The organism is Sphingomonas sp. CROZ-RG-20F-R02-07 (genome assembly GCF_022662335.1).
GTDB lineage: Bacteria > Pseudomonadota > Alphaproteobacteria > Sphingomonadales > Sphingomonadaceae > Sphingomonas.
Map to the genome: position 1 here is coordinate 40,809 of NZ_JAKNQJ010000014.1, position 19,534 is coordinate 60,342.

General features: G+C 67.1%; 16 protein-coding genes. 7 read left to right on the forward strand and 9 right to left on the reverse strand.

Annotation, left to right across the window (positions count from 1 at the left end):
• From rpoC to L8H00_RS16030, 4 genes are all read left to right on the forward strand, one after another.
• Positions 1-4,290 carry a DNA-directed RNA polymerase subunit beta' gene (rpoC, locus tag L8H00_RS16015; protein ID WP_242098306.1) on the forward strand — a complete coding sequence of 1,430 codons (4,290 nt, stop codon included), beginning with the start codon at positions 1-3 and terminating at the stop codon, positions 4,288-4,290.
• A 178-nt stretch (positions 4,291-4,468) separates the two neighbouring features.
• Positions 4,469-4,987 carry a DUF2975 domain-containing protein gene (locus L8H00_RS16020; RefSeq protein ID WP_242098307.1) on the forward strand — a complete coding sequence of 173 codons (519 nt, stop codon included), beginning with the start codon at positions 4,469-4,471 and terminating at the stop codon, positions 4,985-4,987.
• Positions 4,987-5,208, forward strand: a complete 222-nt coding sequence (locus L8H00_RS16025) for a helix-turn-helix transcriptional regulator (protein ID WP_242098308.1) — start codon at positions 4,987-4,989, stop codon at positions 5,206-5,208. The genes L8H00_RS16020 and L8H00_RS16025 overlap by 1 nt, the downstream gene beginning before the upstream one ends.
• Complete coding sequence (locus tag L8H00_RS16030) at positions 5,208-5,954, forward strand: hypothetical protein (RefSeq protein ID WP_242098309.1); 747 nt, start codon at positions 5,208-5,210, stop codon at positions 5,952-5,954. The genes L8H00_RS16025 and L8H00_RS16030 overlap by 1 nt, the downstream gene beginning before the upstream one ends.
• 4 nt (positions 5,955-5,958) lie before the next feature.
• Here L8H00_RS16030 and L8H00_RS16035 read toward each other — a convergent pair whose 3' ends face one another.
• On the reverse strand, positions 5,959-6,711 hold the full coding sequence (locus tag L8H00_RS16035) for a metallophosphoesterase (protein ID WP_242098310.1): 753 nt from the start codon (positions 6,709-6,711) through the stop codon (positions 5,959-5,961).
• Positions 6,708-7,817 (reverse strand): catalase family protein, encoded by a 1,110-nt coding sequence (locus L8H00_RS16040; RefSeq protein ID WP_242098311.1) that lies wholly within the window; start codon positions 7,815-7,817, stop codon positions 6,708-6,710. Before L8H00_RS16040 ends, L8H00_RS16035 begins: the two co-directional genes overlap by 4 nt.
• 123 nt (positions 7,818-7,940) lie before the next feature.
• Here L8H00_RS16040 and L8H00_RS16045 point away from each other — a divergent pair, with 123 nt between their 5' ends.
• Positions 7,941-10,070 carry a histidine kinase dimerization/phosphoacceptor domain -containing protein gene (locus L8H00_RS16045; RefSeq protein WP_242098312.1) on the forward strand — a complete coding sequence of 710 codons (2,130 nt, stop codon included), beginning with the start codon at positions 7,941-7,943 and terminating at the stop codon, positions 10,068-10,070.
• Here the strand turns inward: L8H00_RS16045 and L8H00_RS16050 are convergent.
• On the reverse strand, positions 10,067-10,603 hold the full coding sequence (locus tag L8H00_RS16050) for a biliverdin-producing heme oxygenase (protein WP_242098313.1): 537 nt from the start codon (positions 10,601-10,603) through the stop codon (positions 10,067-10,069). The genes L8H00_RS16045 and L8H00_RS16050 overlap by 4 nt on opposite strands.
• A gap of 102 nt (positions 10,604-10,705) precedes the next feature.
• Between L8H00_RS16050 and L8H00_RS16055 the strand changes: the two genes are divergently transcribed.
• A complete protein-coding gene (locus tag L8H00_RS16055; protein ID WP_242098314.1) occupies positions 10,706-11,041 on the forward strand; it encodes a WYL domain-containing protein in 336 nt (111 codons plus the stop codon).
• A gap of 54 nt (positions 11,042-11,095) precedes the next feature.
• On the opposite strand, the gene L8H00_RS16060 is transcribed toward L8H00_RS16055, so the two are convergent.
• Genes L8H00_RS16060 through L8H00_RS16075 form a run of 4 tightly spaced genes read right to left on the reverse strand, consistent with a single transcriptional unit; the run spans position 11,096 to position 15,667 of the window.
• A complete protein-coding gene (locus tag L8H00_RS16060; RefSeq protein ID WP_242098315.1) occupies positions 11,096-12,643 on the reverse strand; it encodes a DHA2 family efflux MFS transporter permease subunit in 1,548 nt (515 codons plus the stop codon).
• An 11-nt stretch (positions 12,644-12,654) separates the two neighbouring features.
• Positions 12,655-13,815, reverse strand: a complete 1,161-nt coding sequence (locus tag L8H00_RS16065; protein ID WP_242098316.1) for an efflux RND transporter periplasmic adaptor subunit — start codon at positions 13,813-13,815, stop codon at positions 12,655-12,657.
• Complete coding sequence (locus tag L8H00_RS16070; protein ID WP_242098317.1) at positions 13,812-15,212, reverse strand: efflux transporter outer membrane subunit; 1,401 nt, start codon at positions 15,210-15,212, stop codon at positions 13,812-13,814. Before L8H00_RS16070 ends, L8H00_RS16065 begins: the two co-directional genes overlap by 4 nt.
• Entirely contained in the window at positions 15,203-15,667 is a 465-nt protein-coding gene (locus L8H00_RS16075; RefSeq protein ID WP_242098318.1) for a MarR family transcriptional regulator, read from the reverse strand. Before L8H00_RS16075 ends, L8H00_RS16070 begins: the two co-directional genes overlap by 10 nt.
• Before the next feature lie 124 nt (positions 15,668-15,791).
• Between L8H00_RS16075 and L8H00_RS16080 the strand changes: the two genes are divergently transcribed.
• Positions 15,792-16,427, forward strand: a complete 636-nt coding sequence (locus L8H00_RS16080; RefSeq protein ID WP_242098319.1) for a hypothetical protein — start codon at positions 15,792-15,794, stop codon at positions 16,425-16,427.
• Positions 16,428-16,462: 35 nt separating this feature from the next.
• On the opposite strand, the gene L8H00_RS16085 is transcribed toward L8H00_RS16080, so the two are convergent.
• Together L8H00_RS16085 and L8H00_RS16090 are read right to left on the reverse strand one after the other, a co-directional pair.
• Positions 16,463-18,742 (reverse strand): TonB-dependent receptor, encoded by a 2,280-nt coding sequence (locus L8H00_RS16085; protein WP_242098320.1) that lies wholly within the window; start codon positions 18,740-18,742, stop codon positions 16,463-16,465.
• 57 nt (positions 18,743-18,799) lie between these two features.
• The gene (locus L8H00_RS16090; protein ID WP_242098321.1) at positions 18,800-19,144 is read right to left on the reverse strand and encodes a hypothetical protein; all 345 of its coding nucleotides are present in this window, start codon (positions 19,142-19,144) and stop codon (positions 18,800-18,802) included.
• Positions 19,145-19,534: the final 390 nt, after the last annotated feature.

Below are 19,534 nucleotides of genomic sequence, written 5' to 3' on the forward strand. Positions count from 1 at the left end.
ATGAACGAGATGACCCCCTTCGCCAATCCGGTGGCCAAGCCGGAAACCTTCGACCAGATCCAGATCGGCATCGCATCGCCGGACAAGATCCGCAGCTGGTCGTTCGGCGAGATCAAGAAGCCCGAGACCATCAACTATCGCACGTTCAAGCCCGAGCGCGACGGCCTGTTCTGCGCGCGCATCTTCGGTCCGATCAAGGATTACGAGTGCCTGTGCGGCAAGTACAAGCGCATGAAGTACAAGGGCATCGTCTGCGAGAAGTGCGGCGTCGAGGTCACCGTCTCGAAGGTGCGCCGCGAGCGGATGGGTCACATCGAGCTCGCCGCCCCCGTCGCGCACATCTGGTTCCTGAAGTCGCTGCCCTCGCGCATCGGCCTGCTGCTCGACATGCAGTTGAAGCAGCTCGAGCGCGTGCTGTATTTCGAGGCGTATATCGTCATCGAGCCGGGCATCACCGCGCTCGAGAAATATCAGCTCATGACCGAGGACGAGCTCCTCGACGCGCAGGACGAATATGGTGAGGACGCCTTCACCGCCGGGATCGGCGCCGAGGCCGTGCGCATCATGCTCCAGGATCTCGACCTGGAGGGCGAGCGCACGCAGCTGCTCGAAGAGCTGGCGACGACCAAGTCGGAGCTGAAGCCCAAGAAGATCATCAAGCGGCTGAAGGTCGTCGAGAGCTTCATCGATTCGGGCAACCGCCCCGAGTGGATGATCCTCGAGGTCGTGCCGGTCATCCCGCCCGAGCTGCGCCCGCTGGTGCCGCTGGACGGCGGCCGCTTCGCGACGTCGGATCTCAACGACCTCTATCGCCGCGTCATCAACCGCAACAACCGCCTGAAGCGGCTGATGGAGCTGCGTGCGCCGGACATCATCGTCCGCAACGAAAAGCGCATGCTGCAGGAGGCGGTCGACGCCCTGTTCGACAACGGCCGTCGCGGCCGCACGATCACCGGCGCCAACAAGCGTCCGCTGAAGTCGCTGTCCGACATGCTGAAGGGCAAGCAGGGCCGCTTCCGTCAGAACCTTCTCGGCAAGCGCGTCGACTATTCGGGCCGTTCGGTCATCGTGACCGGTCCGGAGCTCAAGCTGCACCAGTGCGGCCTGCCGAAGAAGATGGCGCTCGAGCTGTTCAAGCCGTTCATCTACGCGCGCCTCGACGCCAAGGGCCTGAGCATGACGCTCAAGCAGGCGAAGAAGTGGGTCGAGAAGGAGCGCAAGGAAGTCTGGGACATCCTGGACGAGGTGATCCGCGAGCATCCGGTGATGCTCAACCGCGCCCCGACGCTGCACCGTCTTGGCATCCAGGCGTTCGAGCCGGTGCTGATCGAGGGCAAGGCGATCCAGCTTCACCCGCTGGTCTGCTCGGCGTTCAACGCCGACTTCGACGGCGACCAGATGGCCGTTCACGTGCCCCTGAGCCTCGAGGCGCAGCTGGAAGCGCGCGTCCTGATGATGTCGACCAACAACATCCTGTCGCCCGCCAACGGCAAGCCGATCATCGTGCCGTCGCAGGACATGGTGCTGGGCCTGTATTATCTGTCGATGATGAAGGAAGGCGAGCCCGGCGAGGGCATGCTGATCTCCGACATGTCGGAGGTGCATCAGGCGCTCGAGGCGAAGGCGGTGACGCTGCATACCAAGATCGTCAGCCGCGTTCCGCAGACCGACGAGAAGGGCAACCAGTATCTGAAGCGGTTCGAGACGACGCCGGGCCGCATGCTGCTCGGCGAGACGCTCCCGAAATCGTCGAAGGTGCCGTTCGACACCGTCAACCGCCTGCTCACCAAGAAGGACGTGGGCGACGTGATCGACGAGGTCTATCGCCACACTGGCCAGAAGGAGACCGTGCTGTTCGCCGACGCGATCATGTCGCTCGGCTTCCGTCACGCGTTCAAGGCGGGCATTTCGTTCGGCAAGGACGACATGATTATTCCGGACGCCAAGATCGCGCTCGTCGACGAGACGCGCGACCAGGTGAAGGATTATGAGCAGCAATATCAGGACGGGCTCATCACCCAGCAGGAAAAGTACAACAAGGTGATCGACGCCTGGAGCCGTTGCGGCGACCAGGTGGCGAACGCGATGATGAACGAGATCAAGGCGGTCAAGAAATACGACGACGGCCCCAACAAGGGTCGCGAGAAGCCGATCAACTCGATCTACATGATGGCGCATTCGGGTGCGCGTGGCTCGCAGGCGCAGATAAAGCAGCTTGCCGGCATGCGCGGCCTGATGGCCAAGCCGTCGGGCGAGATCATCGAGACGCCGATCATCTCGAACTTCAAGGAAGGCCTGACCGTCCTCGAATATTTCAACTCGACGCATGGTGCCCGCAAGGGCCTGGCGGATACGGCGCTCAAGACGGCGAACTCGGGTTACCTGACCCGCCGTCTGGTCGACGTTTCGCAGGATTGCACGATCGTCGAGCTGGATTGCGGCACGACGCGCGCGCTGGAGATGAAGGCGATCGTCCAGGGGGGCAGCACCATCGCCTCGCTCGGCGAGCGCATCCTGGGCCGCACCACGGCGGAGGACATTCTCGATCCCAAGACCAACGCGGTCGTCATCAAGTCGGGCACGCTGCTCGACGAGCCGATGATCGTGACGATCGAGGCGCTGAACACGCAGGCCGTCAAGATCCGCTCGCCTTTGGTGTGCGAATCGAAGATCGGCGTGTGCGGCAAGTGCTACGGACGCGATCTCGCCCGCGGCACGCCGGTGAACATCGGCGAGGCGGTCGGCGTCATCGCGGCGCAGTCGATCGGCGAGCCGGGCACGCAGCTCACGATGCGCACCTTCCACATCGGCGGTGCGGCGCAGCTCAACGAGCAGTCGAACCTGGAAGCGCCGGTCGACGGCACGGTCCAGTTCCGCGATCTGCGTATCATCGAGGACCAACGCGGTCGTCGCGTGGTGCTCAGCCGCTCGGGCGAGATCGCGATCGTCGACATGGACGGCCGCGAACTCTCGACGCACCGCATCCCATACGGCGCCTATGTGCTGATGGACGACGGCCATATCCTGGCCAAGGGCGACCGGATGGCCGAATGGGATCCGTTCACCATGCCGGTCATCACCGAGAATCCGGGTACGGTGAAGTTCGTCGATCTGATCGAGGGCAAGACGCTCACCGAGCAGACCGACGAGGCCACCGGCATCGCCCAGCGCGTCGTGACCGAATATCGTGCGGCGACCAAGTCGAAGGAGGATCTGCGTCCGCGCATCACCCTGCTCGACGACGCGTCGGGCGAAGCGGGTCGCTACATGTTGGCCGCCGGCGCCACGCTCTCGGTCGAGGACGGCGCACAGGTGCAGGGCGGCGACGTGATTGCTCGCGTCAGCCGGGAATCGGCCAAGACGCGCGACATCACGGGCGGTCTGCCTCGCGTCGCCGAATTGTTCGAAGCGCGCATTCCGAAGGACTCGGCGATCATCGCCAAGGTTTCGGGCCGCGTCGTGTTCGGCAAGGACTATAAGGCGAAGCGCAAGATCGGCATCCAGCCCGAGGATGGCGGCGAGGTCGTCGAGTATCTCGTGCCCAAGTCGAAGGTGATCGACGTTCAGGAAGGCGACTACGTCAAGCGTGGCGATAACCTGATCGGCGGCAGCCCCGATCCGCACGACATTCTGGAGACGATGGGTGTCGAGCCCCTGGCCGAATATCTGGTAAGCGAAATCCAGGAGGTCTATCGTCTTCAGGGCGTGAAGATCAACGACAAGCACATCGAGACGATCGTCCGTCAGATGCTCCAGAAGGTCGAGATCACCGATGGCGGCGACACCACGCTGCTGAAGGGCGAGCAGGTCGACCGCGAGGAGATGGACGCCACGAACGAGAAGCTGGAGAAGAACCAGACGCCGGCCCAGGGCAAGCCCGTCCTGCTCGGCATCACCAAGGCGTCGCTGCAGACCCGCAGCTTCATCTCGGCGGCTTCGTTCCAGGAGACGACGCGCGTTCTCACCGAGGCTTCGGTGCAGGGCAAGATCGACTCGCTGAACGGCCTGAAGGAGAATGTCATCGTCGGCCGGCTCATTCCGGCGGGCACGGGTGCGGGCATGAACCGCCTCCGCGTCGCCGCCTCCAGCCGCGATGCCGCACTCCGCGTGCAGCAGCGCCGCATGGCCGAAGTGTCGCTGGTGGCACCCGCCAGCGCCAAGGAAGAGCATGACGCCGAGCTGGCCCGCTCGGCCCGTGACAGCGAAGGCACCGGCAGCGATCCGCTCGCCGAGGTCGTCACCTCGGGCACCGGCACCGATGCGGATGCCGGCGAGTATCTGAACGACTGATCCGCCGGGCACTGCGGTGCCGGGATCTAGAAGCCGCCGCCCGGGATGCCGGGCGGCGGCTTTTTGTTTGCAGTTCCGCTACTCGGAAAACCAATCGCCTGGTATGTTCATATTGCTAATCAATAATCCTCTTGCCGTTTATCGATAAACTGCCATTCTGAAGCGACAGGAGGCAGGCATGCGGAAACGGTCGCGGCTGATAGCAATGTTCGGCACCATCATCGGCATCTTGCGTGTCGCCAACATCGCGGTTCTAGGCATCGCGATCCTCGCTCTCACGGCTACGTTCGTGTGGGCGACTCCGCTGCTGGAGCATCTGCGGGGGCAATATGGCCCCACCGGTCACGCCGCGCTGCTCTACATCCGCGTTCTGATGATCAGCTCTGCACCGCTCGCATTTATCGCCGAGCGGCTGTTCCGCGCGCTTGCCGATGTGATCGGAACGCTGCGTCGAGGCGAGCCGTTCGCGGCGGCCAATGCCGGCAGGCTGCGAATCATCGGCTGGGCGCTTCTCGCACTCCAGATAGTCGATGCAATGCTGGGTCTGACGATTTGGTGGGCGAAATCGGAGCATATGCGCGTGCTCGACTGGACGCCGTCATTGACTGGCTGGCTCGGCGTGCTCGTTGCGTTCGTGCTTGCGCAGGTATTTGCGCAGGGCGCCGCCCTGCGCGCCGATCTGGAGGGCACCATCTGATGCCGGTGCGCATCCATCTCGATGCACGGCTTTATGATCGGCGCATGACACTGACCGAGCTCAGCGAGGCAGTGGACATCACCCTGGCGAACCTGTCGATCCTGAAAACGGGCAAGGCAAAGGCGATCCGCTTCTCGACACTGGAAGCGATCTGCCTGGCGCTCGACTGCCAGCCGGGCGACATTCTGGCCGTCGAGGCCGAAGCGGGGGACGAGCCATGATGACCATCATCCGCAGCGCGGCGGGAGGAAGCGCAAGACGCATCGCCCTCGCCTATCGACTTGGCGGCCGAGCGCTGGTTTTTGCGCCCATGCTCGTCTTCCCGGCGATCGTCACCGAGCTTGTGCAGCATGCCGCGGAGATTCATCTCGGCATGTTCGCGTCGTTGGCCGCCTTTCGCGGATTGGCGATGGATCCGACACGGTGGGCGTTCGGCTATGCAAAGGTCGCTGGCTTCCTGCTTACGACGCTGCTGGTGGCGCGTTTCTGGGCGGTGGATGGCGTGATGGCGCGCATACCGCGGATCAGTGGTCGTGCCGGTGGGCGGCTGGCGCTCGGGATACTCGCTTCGTTCGCGATCGCCGCGGCCGACCACGGACTCGCTCGCCAAGGCGGCCCGATCGCGGTGGCGGCAAGCATCATTGACTTCCTGATCTCCACCGCGCTGACGCTCTACCTCATGGGTGCGCTGCTCGACGACGAGCGCATTACCCTTCGCTGGAGCTTCACGGCGGGATGGCCGAAGGCCGTCATGATGACCTTGCTTGCCGTTACCGTCTTCGTCCCATGCCAGCTTCTGCACCTGCTCGATCATCGGCTCGCGATCGGATCACCCTTGGCAGTCGTCATGCCGATCATGATCTGGGACGCGCTGTTCGTCGGCCTGTTCGCGGCGCTCGTCGGATCGGCGGCGTTCGTCGGATTTCGCTACGGGCCGAATTGGCGCGGCTGGGATCGCAAGCCCTGACGGATCAACCCATCCGTTGGTCCGCCGCCTCCATCGCCCGGGCGATCGTTTCCAGCCGGCCGGCCTCGATGCGGAGTTCGTTGAACGCCGGGGGCGAGTGGCGGACGCGTTTGGACAGCGTGCCTGCGCCGATCATGCGCAGCGTGCGACCGGCGCGCTCGACGGGAACGTCGAAGGGATCATGGACGTGGCCCGACAGGACCGCATCGGCGCCGGCTTCGGCCAGCGCGATCAACGCGGCGTCGCCATGCCGGGTGCGCGCGGAGCCCTTGGTCGGCCCCTCGATCAGGGGGTGATGCGCGGCGACGAGGATCAGGTTGCCGCTCGGCGCCGCCGCGATCAACGCCAGCGTGCGGCGCAGCGCGCCCGGGCTCACGCGGCCCTTCGACCAGTTCCACCGCCACTGCGCGCGCACGATGGTCGTGAGCGGCACGATCGTCACGCCCGGCAATTCGAGCGGCCGCTCGATCATCCGCTCCACGGCGTGGTAACGCTGATAGGGAGAGAAAAGCCGGCGGAACGGATCCCAATAATAGGGGATGTCGTGATTGCCGATCTCGAGCGTGACCGGCACGCCCAGCCCGCGCAGCCACGCCCCCCCCGCCTCGAACTCGCGCTTGGTCGCGCGCATCGTCAGGTCACCGGTCATGATGACCGCATCGGGACGCTCCGCCGCGACCAGCCCGTCGAACCAGGCGATCGCGGCAGGATCCTCCGCGCCGAAATGAACGTCGCTGACGTGGAACAGTCGAATCACGCGAGTTCGGCCAACCGGCCCGGCTCGTGCATCGGGCAGCCGTTGAACGACCCGCGGAAGTTCGCGGAGAACTTGTAGGTATCCTTGCGAACGCGGTTGACGCCGCCGAGCGGCCGATGCTCGGCGATGCCATGCCACACGCTGTACGAAAGCGCGTCGTCGGTATGTTCGGTGACGCCATGCTCCCACGACAATTGCGGCTCCACCACCAAAGTCGCGACGGTCACGAAGGGGCTCGCCTTCTGGTCCCATTCCTTGGAAGCATCCTCGATCGGCATGGCGTCGAGATCGGTGGCAAGCTGCACGCGCAACTCCCAGGTGCCGCCCTGCTCGATCAGATCCTCGCGCACCGCCTCGCGGATCGCATCGGGCTTGCCGCTCGCGTCGATGGTGGTGTCGGTGAGGCTGGTCAGCCCTTCGGACACCGGGAAGAGCGCGAATTTGGCGATGTTGTTACCATAGCGGAACGGCGTCTGCGAATAATAGGTCTGGCCGAGCGGGTGGACCTGCGGGGCACCACCCAATTGCCGGATCGTCGCCGATTCCACGCCGACGCTGCTCAACACCGCATCGAACGCGCGCAGCACGCCCGAGAGCGCCTTTTTCGCACCCTCGGCCCGATCCGTCGTCTTGGACAGCAGCGTCAGGTTCTTGAGAAAGGCTTTGGGTTCGGGCGCGGCGAAAACGGGACCGTTGACCATGATGAAATCCTGCGTCGTGTCGCCCTCCGATCCCGGCAGGCGCTCGCCCTGAACGTCGAGGATCTTGAGTGCGAGACCGCGCGGCAACGCGATACTGTCATCGAGAATGTCGCCGGGATTGGTCGAGATGCGCAGGATGGCCTCGTGGCTGCCGGGTTTCGCGAACATGCCTTGCGCGAGTGCCGCGGGCAGCCCCTCCGCGATGGTCAGCGTGCCACGTGCGATGCCGTGGGCCTTCGCGTGCACGGCACGCACCGCGTGATCGTAATCCTGCGAGGTGGTCTCCAAGATCGATCGAAACTGTTCCTCCAGTTGCCGGATCGTCTCCGCCTCGTCGGAAGGAATGGTTTCGACGTCGTTCGAATAAAGAACGGGCGTCGAGTGGTTAACGGGCTGGTTGGACATCCGGGGCTCCTTTGGCGACCTCCATCCAACCCTAGGGCGGCGCTTGAGTTCCGTTACCGCAACCTGTTGATCTGCCGCGGATCGCGTGCAATGGCAGGATCAACCGACCAACGACGGACCCATATGCACCTCTCTGCCTCGGCCGTCGACATCACCGCGTGCGACCGCGAACCCATCCACATTCCGGGCTCGATCCAGCCGCACGGGCTTCTGCTCGTCGTGGACGCCGCCACCTTGGCGGTCGTTGCCGGTGCCGGCGCCATAGAAGCGCGGCTCGCCGGGGAATGGCTGGGCCGGCCGCTCGACGCGCTGGTCGGTCCGGCCGTAATGGCGACCATCGCCGCGGCGGAAGGCGACCGAATCACCGGCCACGCCATCGTCGAAGGCACGACCGAGCGTTTCGCGGTGACGATCCACCGCGCGGGAGACCGGTGGCTCATCGAGCTGGAGCCCGTTATCGGCGAGCCGGCAAGCGCCGCCACGGTGCTCGGCTGGCTGGATGCCGCCGCCGCCGGGTTCGAACGCGCGGGCGATCTGCAGACGCTGTGCGAACGCGCCGCCATCGCGTTTCGCGGCCTGACCGGCTTCGATCGCGTCATGGTGTACCGGTTCCTCGACGACGAGGCCGGACGCGTCCTGGCCGAGGATCGTGCACCGCATCTGCACGGCTTTCTCCACCATCATTTCCCGGCGACCGACATTCCGGCGCAGGCGCGCGCGCTGTATGTGCGCAACCGGACGCGCGCCATTCCCGATATCGACTATACGCCCGCACCGATCCGTCCGGAGGGTTTCGCCGATCTCGATCTGGGTGACGCGGCGCTGCGCAGCGTCTCGCCGATCCATATCCAGTATCTGCGTAACATGGGGGTGAAGGCCTCCGCGTCGATCTCGATCGTGAAGGACGGGCTGTTGTGGGGGCTGATCGCCTGCCACCATCATAGCCCGCGGATGCTGCCGCCCGATATGCGGACCACCGCCGCGACGCTGGCGGGCGGGCTCGCACGCCAGATCCGCGCGAAGGAAGAGGCCGAAACCTATCGCGAGCGGCTGCGCCTCCATGCCGACGAAACGCTGCTGACGGCGCGGCTCGCGGTCGATCTGCCGCTGCGCGACATCGTGCAGGGCATGAGCGACGATCTGTGCCGGATGTTCACCGCTGACGGAGTCGCGTTCGTGCAAGGCGGCACCATCGACCGTTATGGCAGTTGCCCCGATACGGACGTGGTGGACGACATCGCTTGCTGGCTGCGCGCCCGCGGCACCGGCGAGCCGCTCGCCACGCACGAGCTGTCCGCACTGATGCCCGCCATGACCGAATGGCGCGCGCAGGCGAGCGGGCTGCTGGCGATGCCGCTGCCCGAGGGCGGTGCGACCCTGCTGTGGTTTCGTGCCGAGCTAGTCGAAGAGGTGGAATGGGCCGGAAACCCGCACAAGGCGGTCACCCTGACGCCCGGCGAGACGCTGTCGCCCCGCGCCTCCTTCGACAGCTGGACGCAGACCGTGCGCGGCCGATCGCAGCGCTGGACGCTGGAAGAGGTGGCCGCTGCCCAACGCCTGCGCCGCGCCTTCGCCGACGCCTATCGCAACCGCCGCCTGCTTGCGCTCAACCGCGATCTGCAGCGTGCGCTGGCCGAAAAGGACGCGCTGATCGCGCAGAAGGACATCCTGATGAAGGAGGTCAACCACCGCGTCCAGAACAGCCTTCAGCTCGTCTCCGCGTTCCTGCGCCTGCAATCCAAGGCGGCGGGGCCGGGCGAGGCGGCGGATCACTTGGCCGAAGCACAGGCGCGGCTCTCGGCCGTGGCGCTGGTCCATCGCCGACTCTACCGCGACGACGAGGTCCAGACGGTCGATCTCTCGCGGTACGTGGACGAGCTGGTGGGCGACATGAAGGGATCGCTCGGCGCCGAATGGGCCGGGAACATCCGCCTCGACCTCGCGCCCGTGCTGATGCCGACCGATCGCGCGGTGAATATCGGGCTGATCCTGACCGAACTGGTCATCAACGCGACCAAATATGCCTATGACGGCGCGAGCGGCCCCCTGACGATCGCGGTGCAGCAGCATCGCACCCGGATGCGCCTGATCGTCGCCGATCACGGGCGCGGCAAGACCGGAACGGGGCAAGGCTTCGGCAGCCGGATGATGAACGCGATGGTGGAGCGGCTGTCCGGAACGATCGATTTCGCCGACAACGCGCCGGGGCTGCGCGTGATCCTGACGGTGCCGATCGAGGAACCCAGCCGCTAACGACCGGGCCGCGTCGGGCCGTCATCGGGCGCGACGCCGGCCGCCGCCGCATAGAGCGCGAAGGTCGCGCGTGCGCCCGCGACGGCGGCGGCGATCGCGTCCTCGCCCAGGACCGCGGCATCGATCGCGGCAAGCAGCACCCGCCACGCGCCCGTGCCATGCCGGGCGGACAGATAGGCCGCCGGCAGCCCCTGCCCCACCCGGCCGGCCAGCATGATCCCGCCCAGCCGCGACCCTTCCGCGACATAGAGCGCGCCCCAGGCAGCGGCCGGACCGATCGCGAACGGCAGCGGCGGCGGCATCGGCACGCCCAGCGCGGCGAGATCGTCGGCAAGCAGCGCAGTACGCGCGGGGGTGGCAGGCAAGCCCGCGATCCCTGCCATCGCCGCTTCCACCGCCGGCAGCGCGCGCGCATGGGCGATCAGGAACGCGGTGTAATCGCGCCGGTCGGCCAGATCGAAGCCGCCGAAAGCGGCATCGACGATGTCGTGGTCGGGGGCAGTGGAAGCGCGAAGTTTCTGGACGGCGGTCATCGATTGCACGCCTGCAATCCGACGGTAACCTTGTCCAGCCAAGATGGAACTTGACGCCCCCCCATGCGCTATGCTGCAACGCACAAAATGCCGGAGATCCCCATGTCCGCCCAAGCGCCCGCCAATCCCAGTGCGCTCCTTCTCGAAGCCATCGCGCTGCGCAAGTGCGTCGAGGCGACCTATAACCGGATGGTCGTGAAGCTGGCCCCGCACATCCTCTACACGCGCCACGACGAGCTCTATGTCGATGCGGTGACGCTCGAACGCGACGGCCAGCCGCCACGCGAGAAGAAGATCGGGACGTTCAAGCTCGATGGCCTGCGCGCGCTGGGCTTTGCCGGCAATCCGTTCCATCCGGAGCCGATCTTCGATCCGGCCGCCGAGAAATATCGCGGCGTGACCTTGTTCGCCGTGGACGCCGCCCCCGCCAACGCCTGACAGCCCTCTCTCCACCCAGTAGAAAACGGGTGGAGAGACGGTGCCACCTCCGCATCAGTCCGCCGCTACGGGCCCTTGTGGGGGCGAAGCGCGCCGGGTGAACCAGACGATCGCCACCAGCACCAGGCACAGCCAAGCCGAGAGGCGGAACAGATCGGTCGAGGCGAGCAGATACGCCTGCCCCACCATCTGCCGCGTGATCGCGCCGGCGGCCTGCACGTCCGTCATTCCCATCCGCATCAACTGATCGCGCGCGGCCTGGAACGGCGCACCGGTCGACACCGCTTCCGACAGCCGGCTCTGGTGCAGCGTCTCGCGCCGGTCCCAGGCCGTGGTGATGAGCGACGCGGCGAAGCTGCCCGCGGTGATCCGCGCGAAGTTCGAGATGCCCGTCGCCGATGGCAGACGCTCCGCCGGAATGCGGTCGAGCGAGATGGTGAGCATCGCGAGGAAGAAGGTGCTCATCGCGATCCCCTGCACCATCATCGGCAGCGCCAGATCGTAGAAGCTCGCATAGGTGGTGTAGCCCGAGCGCAGATAATAGGAATAGGCGAACGAGGCGAACGCCACCGTCGCCAGGATCCGCGCATCGATCTTGCCCGACAGCCGCGCGACGAAGGGTGTAAGCAACACCGCCACCGCCCCGCTGGGTGCGGCGACGAGCCCGGCCCAGGTCGCGGTATAGCCCATCTGCGTCTGCAGCCAGAGCGGCAGCAGCAGCGTGTTGGCGAAGAACACCGCATAGCCGAGGCAGAAGGCGATGGTGCCGATCGCGAAGTTGCGGCTCTTGAACAGTGACAGGTTCACCGCGGGGCTGGCATCGGTCAGTTCCCAGATCAGCCATGCGACGAAGCCGATCGCGGCGACGACCGCGAAGATCACGATGCGCTGCGACTGGAACCAGTCGTCGTTCTTGCCGAGATCGAGCACGCATTGCAGCGCGAACACCCACATGACGAGCAGGATCAGCCCCATCCGGTCGATCGGCAGCACGCGAAGCGGCGTCTCGCGCGATTTCAGGCCGCGCCAGCATATGAACGCGCAGAAGATCCCGACCGGCACGTTGATGAGGAAGATCCAGCTCCAATGATAATTGTCGGAGATATAGCCGCCGAGGATCGGCCCCATGATCGGCGCGACCAGCGTCGTCATCGACCAGATGCCGAGCGCGGTGGAGCGTTTATGCGGCGGAAAGATCGCGATCAGCAGCGCCTGGCTGCCTGGGATCATCGGCCCCGACACGCCGCCCTGGATCACGCGGAACAGGATCAGCGAAGGCAGATTCCACGCGATCCCGCATAGGAACGACGCGATCGTGAACAACAACACCGAGGTGCAGAAGGTGCGCACCACGCCGAACCGCCCCATCAGCCAACCCGTGAGCGGCACCGCAACACCGTTCGCCACCGCAAAGGCGGTGACGATCCAGGTGGAATTGTCGCTGCTGACGCCGAGATTGCCCGCGATTGTCGGCAACGACACGTTGGCGATCGTGGTGTCGAGCACCTGCATGAAGGTGCCGAGCGCCAGCGCGAACGCGATCAACGCGAGCGAGGCGCCTTGCAGCGGCGCCGGCATCGCGGGAGGATTGGGGGCGGACATCGATCGCTCCGTCACCGGTTCGCCGCGATGATCTGGCGGATGCGCGCCTCGACCGCGGGGTCGGTCTGGTCGCTCGCGAGCCCCTTATAAGCAGCCTGCGCCGGCGCGCCGATCCGCGCGCCCGAGGCGTCGGTCGTGTCCACGGTCGCATTCACCGACAGGCCGACGCGCAGCGGGTTGCGGCGCAATTCGCCCTTGTCGAGCCCGATTCGCACCGGAACGCGCTGGACGATCTTGATCCAGTTGCCGCTGGCATTCTGCGCCGGCAGCAGCGCGAAGGCGTTGCCGCTGCCAGCGCCCAGCCCGATCACCCGGCCATGATAGGCGATACCGCTGCCATACATATCGGCCACCACGGTCGCCGGTTGGCCGATGCGCAGATCCTTCAGCTGCGTTTCGCGGAAATTGGCATCGACCCACACCCGGTCGAGCGGCACGACCGCCATCAGCGGCGTTCCCGCCGCGACCTGCTGGCCAAGCTGCACGGTGCGCTGCGCCACCACGCCGTCGATCGGCGCGACGATGTGCATGTGGCTGAGCGTGATCGCGGAGCGGCGATAGGCGGCGATCGCGGCGAGCACGGCAGGGTTGGTCGAAACGGTGGTGCCCTGCACGCCGGTTTGCGACTGCGCCTGCTGGCTGAGCGCGAGATCGAGCGTGGCGCGCGCCACCTTCACCGCATCCTCGGCATGCGCCAGTTCCTCGCCCGAGATCGCACCCTGCGCGGCGGCACCGCGGCGACGGGCCAGATCGTCGCGTGTGCGCGCCAGCTCGGCACGCGCCTGCACGACGGCCGCGCCGGTCTGGTTGAGCTTCGAGAAGTCGGACCGGGTCGATCGCACCGCACGCGCCAGCTCAGCCTCGGCCGCAGCCAGGTTCACATTGGCGGTCGCGGCGTCGAGGTCGAGCAGCGGCTGTCCCGCCTTCACCGCCTGCGTGTTGTCGGCGTGGATCGCGGTCACCTGCCCCGCATCGCGCGCGGTGATCGCCACCACGTCGCCCGCGACATAGGCGTCGTCCGTCTCCTGTTCGGGGGTGGCGAGCAGCAGGTGGAATACCGCCCAGACGATCGCGCCGATCACCACCACGGCACCCAGCAGCAGCAATCCGTTGCGCCGCGCGCGCGGCTTGGCGGCCGGCGGCAGCGGGGCGGATGTTTCGGTATCGGTCATCGCGGGGTTTCCTGTCGATTGTCATAGCCGCCACCCAGCGCCATCACGAGCGCCACGCGGGCGTCGGCGGCATCAGCGGCGAGATCGGCATCGTCCTGTTGGGCAGCGAGCGTGCGGACGTCGTTGTCGACGAGGTCGAGCTTGGAATCGAGACCGCTCGACACGCGGATCGCGTTCAGCCGGCCGGTGGCGGAGAAGCCGCGCACGACCTCGCGCGAGCGCTGACGTTCGGCGTCCAGCGCACCGATCCGCGCGCTCGCATCCGCCGCCTCGCGCACCGCGCGCACGACTCGCTCGTTGTAATCGGCGATGGCCAGATCGACCAAGGCGGTGGCGCCCGCCAATTGCGCCTTTAGCCGGCCATTGTCGAAGATCGGCAGATGCACCGCCGCGCCGCCGCCCGCGGTCACCGCATCGCCGGTCAGCACGTTGCCGATGCCGATCGCCTGCAGACCCGCCAGCGCCATCAGGTTGACGTTGGGATAAAAGGCTTTGCGCGCCACCTCGCGCCCCTTGGCGGCGGCATCGATCCGCGCCAGCGCGGCGGCGATGTCGGCGCGCCTTGCGAGCAGATCCGCGGGCAACGTCGCGGGAAGCGCCATCGGCGCGTCGAGCCGCATCCGGGTCGCCGCGATGGTGGCGGGATAATCCGCCCCGCGTCCGGCGAGTGCGGCCAGCGCGTTCTTCGCCAGCGCTTGGCTCGCCTGCGCCTGCACTAGCGCCAGCCGCGCCTGTGCCAGCAAGGTGCGCGCCGCCTCGGTCTCCAGCCCGCTCGCCAGCCGGTTGCGCACGCGCACGTCGACCAGCCGCAGCGAATTCGCCCGCGCCCCGATGGTGGCCTGCGCGATCGCCGCCTGCCGTTCGGCGCGTGCCAGCTCGACATAGGCCTGGACCACCGATCCGGCGAGCGCCAGCCGCGCCGCGGTCACGTCGAGCACCGCCGCCCGGGTGGAGTCGCGCGCGGCCTCGATCGCGTCGCGCTGCCGGCCGAACAGATCGAGCGTCCAGTCGAGATTGAACTGGTCCTGCGAGATGAAGCGGGTCGTGCCGGCAAAGGGCGGCGGGATCTCGTATTTGCCCGACAGCCGCGCATATTGCTGGCTCGCATCGAACGTCGCATTCGGGCCGTTATCAGACCGGCGCGACGCGAGCGTGGCGCTCGCCTGGCGCACGCGGGCCAGTGCGGTCGCGAGCGTGGGATTGCCCGCGAGGGCATCGTCCACCACCCGATCGAGCTGCGGATCGTCATAGACACGCCACCACTGGGCATCGATCGCGGGCGCGGCCGCCCCCACCAAGCCGAGCGCGGTAGCAGGCGTCGGTGCGAGCGCGGGCTTGGAAGCCGGGATCGCGCAGCCGCCGAGCAACAGCGCGACGAGGAGGATCTTCAGGCGCATGGAGCCTCCGTCGTTTCGAGCGTGGTACGCAGGCGCTGGAGCAACGTCAGCAACATCGCCGCCTCCTCCTTTTCCCAATCGATCAGCCATCCATTCCAGCATTCGGCGACAGTGGCGCGACACTCCTTCGCCACCGCCTGACCCGCCTGGGTGAGCACCAGCTTCACGACGCGCCGGTCTTCGAGACTACGGCGTCGCTCGACCCACCCTTTCTCCTCCAGGACGTCGAGCAGCCGGGTGGTCGCGCCGCTGTCGTGCGCGATGGCCCGCGCCAATTCGGCGCAGGTCATCTCGCGCCCCCACCAGATCGCGACCAGCGCAGACCATTGCAGGTATGTCGTTCCCGCCGCTGCGAACACCGGCTCCAGCCGCTGGGCCGCCAGTTGCTGGATGCGTTTGGTCAGGTAACCGACCGATGTCTCGGGGGTGAAGCCATCGGATTCGTAAAAAGGCATTTCGTTGCTTTGGCAATCATTGTCCCAGCAGTCAATATGCGACTAGGATCCAGCGCCCGTCGGTCGCGGGGAACACCGGCGCAACGTGATCGTTGGCCTGCCAGAACGATCAGGAGACGATGACATGAAGACCGCACCCCTTCTCGCATCCGCGCTGGGTTTCCTCGCCATCACCGCCGCACCCGCGCTTGCCGAGGGGAAGGCGGATCGCGCCCGCGCCGCGATCGCCGAAGCGTCGGGCAAGCTCGACGCGTCCGCCAAGGTGGGCACGGGCGGCGACGCGCCGCGCCTCCAGGCCCAGGCGCAGGCCGCGCTGCGCACCGCGCAGGAATCGCTCGCGAGCGGCCACAAGGAAGACGCCATCGCGCAGGCGAACCATGCCTCCGAACTCGCCGACATGGCGCTGAACGAAGCGCAGCGAAACCGCACCATGGCCGAACGCGCCCAGCGCACACAGGCCAATAGCGTTGCCGTCAGCGCGCAGGCCGATGCCGCCGCCGCGAACGCGCGCGCCGATCAGGCAGAGCAGGCCGCCGCGGCCGCCGCCGCCGATGCCGCCGCCGCGCGCGCGGCGCCCCCCGTCGTCGTCGCCGCACCGCCGGCGCCGACCACGACGGTGACGACGGAGACGACCAAATCCACCGCGGCGACCGCCACCACCACCAAGCCGGCCGTGCGCCGCGTCGTTCACCGCGTCACCCACGCCAAGCCACGCGTCGCCACCACCGAGAAGACGACCACCACCGTCACCACCAACTGAGCCAAGCCGCCGCCGCCCGATCTGGGCGGCGGCGCTTACAACCGCGCGGTCACCTGGGCCGATACGGCTCGCTGCGGGAACGGGTGGAACAGGAAATACCGGTCGTTCCCGACATTATCGACGCCCAGCGCAAAGCTGTATCGCGGCGTGGCGCGGATCACCGCGCGTAGATCGACCACGCAATAGCGGTAGAAGCCGCCATAGGTGTTCCCGACCGCATCGCTGTTGTCGAGCGTGCCGTAATTGCGGCTGGCATAGCGCACCGCCGCCGTCAGCGACACCGCGGAGACCGGGCGCCACGTCGCGACCCCACTCGCCTTCCACCGCGGCACGGAGGGAAGCAGATGCCCCACCGCCGCCGGAAACGCCGCGTCCGCGCGCGTGATCGCATCGGCATAGGTCGCGCTACCCGACAGATCGACGCCCGCCAGCGGCCAGTTCGTGCGCGCGAACGCCACCTCCACGCCCCGCGCGCGCGTTCGGTCGACATTCTGCACATAGGCGTAGAGCGTGCCCGATCCCGCCACCAGCGGCGCGGATTGCGAGATCAGCGCATCCGCCACGGTTTCGGCGAATAGCGACACCCGTGCGCTGCCATGCGCATCGACGCGTTCGATGGCGAGTTCCTCCGACAGCGCGCGCTCGGGCCGCAAATTCGGATCGGGTACGCTCAGCACCGCACCCGTCGACACCGTCTGGTACAGCTCGCCGACCGTGGGAAAGCGATAGGCCTTGCCGAACGACGCGCGCACGCTCCAGTGCGGGTCGATCGCATAGGCCAGCGCCGCCTTGGGCGAGAAGCCGCGCGCACGACGTTCGGGCTGCACCACCGCGAGCGCTGGCGTCAGCGCGAAATTATAGCCGTCATAGGCACGCCACCATTCGTAGCGCCCACCCAGGGTGAGCGTCAGCGGCGGTGCGAGCGTCCACGCATCCTGCGCCCATAGCGCCCGGGTTTGCGTCCGCCCGCGCGAGGCGAGGTCGATCGGCCCCTCGCCGCCCCCCAGCCAGTCGGTTGTCCGGTAGCGGTCGCTTTCCACCACGAAGCGATCGTCATGCGCGCCGCCGCTCAGCACATGGCCGCCGCCCACCCGCCACGTCACGTTCGTGTCGATCGTGTACCAGCCAGTGCCCTCCATCCGCGTGATCGTTCCCGCGCCACCCGCCGACGCACCGGGCAAGGTGGTGGCAGGGCTGCGCAGCACGTCATGCGCATATTCGTACAGCGTGCCGATCACCGCCCAGTCGAATGCCTGCCCCGTGCTCCGGGCCGAAACGGCATGCGACCAATGGCGCTCGTCATACCGATACACCCCGCCCGCAAACGCGCTCGCTGCGACCGTGTAGGGATAGCCCGCGATGGTCAGACTGCCGGCATAGACGGGAAGCCCCGATGCGGCGCCCGTCAGATATGTCTCCGCCGTCGCATCGGTGTCGTTCAGGAACAGGCCGCCCACATAGGTCAGCCGCAGCTTGGCGGTCACGTCGAGCGCGGCCTTGAGCTTGAAATTGCCTTGCCGCTGATGCTCGATGCCAGAGGCGCCGAGCACGCGGATCGCGGCGCCGGTGCGGTTGGCTGCGTCATATCCGCCGGTCGTGGCGCCCCCCCCAGACCCCGCCGCCGCCGGGCGCGTGGCGGTCACATAGGTGAGCGGCTGGCCGTTGCTGGTCGTCTCCACCGCGCTGGCAAAGAGCGACAACGGCCCAAAGCGATCGCCGAGCGTCGCGCCGATCTGGCCGCTCGGCAGCGTCGCTTGCGTGCCATATTGGTCATAGGTCTGCACCGTCGTGCCGGCGGTGAGCGTCCCCTCCAGCCGGTCGGGCAGCCGCGTGGTGATGTTGACCACCGCCCCGATCGCATTGCCGGGATAGGCCGCGGCGAACGGGCCGTAGAGCACGTCGATCCGCGCGATCTCCTCGGGGCTTACCAGGCCCCAGCGCGGGCTCGCCGTGCCGTTGTTGTTGCCGATCAACGCCGACAGCAGCGCCCCGTCGGCATAGACGAGGCTGCGCGCGCTGGAGCCGAGCCCCGAGGTGCGCGTGGCAAGCGGCGCCTGCGTATCGCCGATATGCCGTTTGCGGACGACGAGGCTCGGCATGTATTTAAGCGTATCTTCGACATTGGTGGCGTTGACAGTCTCGGCGATCATATCGGCATCGATGCTCGCACGCGTCGGCGCGGGAGCCTCCGCCTGCCGGCGGGCGATCACCAGCACATCGCCGGGCTTCGGTGCGGCCTCTTGCGCATGGGCGGCGGCCGACGTCGCGCACGCCACGAGTGCGAGCGTGGACGCCCGCGAAGACAGGCGGATCATGGGAATAACCTTGGATCGGCGCGAAGCGGGTCGCGCGGGGAAGCGGGCGGGCGAGGTTCAGGCCCGCGCCGGCGGCCCCTGCGACGGCGGTCGCCAGCGGATGGCGTCACGCCTCGGCCAGCGCGCCAGCGGACGCAACCCCGCCGCGAGCACGGCCACCACCACCGCCACGACCCACGCCGCATCCGCGCCGGCGATCGACGGCAAGGACAGCCCCGCGAACGGACAGGCGGTGTCGGTCTTGCCGGGCGATTCCCGACCATGCCCGTGATGCATGGCCGCCATTGCCACCGGCACCGCGCCGGCGGCCGGGCACGGCATGATCGCCACGCCCGACGCGGTCGCCACCGGCATGAAGCCCAAAGGCACCGCCAGCCGCACCGCAAGCGCCATCAGCACCACCAGCGCAGCGCCAAAGCGATGACCGCGAAGAAAAAGCCGAACCGCCCCCATCCCCCCCGCTAACGCGCGGCGGCCGGGCTGTCACGGCAGGAATTGGGGGAGTGTGGAGCGGGTGAAGGGAATACGCCGTTGCCGGAATTGGCTGGTGGCGGAGGCTTGATCGGCCAGAGAAGACTGGATGTTCCGCTTACACGTGGTGGAAAACGGTACGGCCGCTTCCGGAAGTCGAGCGTAGTGCGTTGCCGTTCGTCCAGGCTCGGGTGATCCGCGGCTTCACACACAAGCCAGGGTAGTCGGACGACTTGAGGGTTGCCCCATCAGATATGATGTGAGACACCGTAGCAGGGTCGACCCAGCCAACCCGAGAAATCTCGGCGACCATTGGGCAGA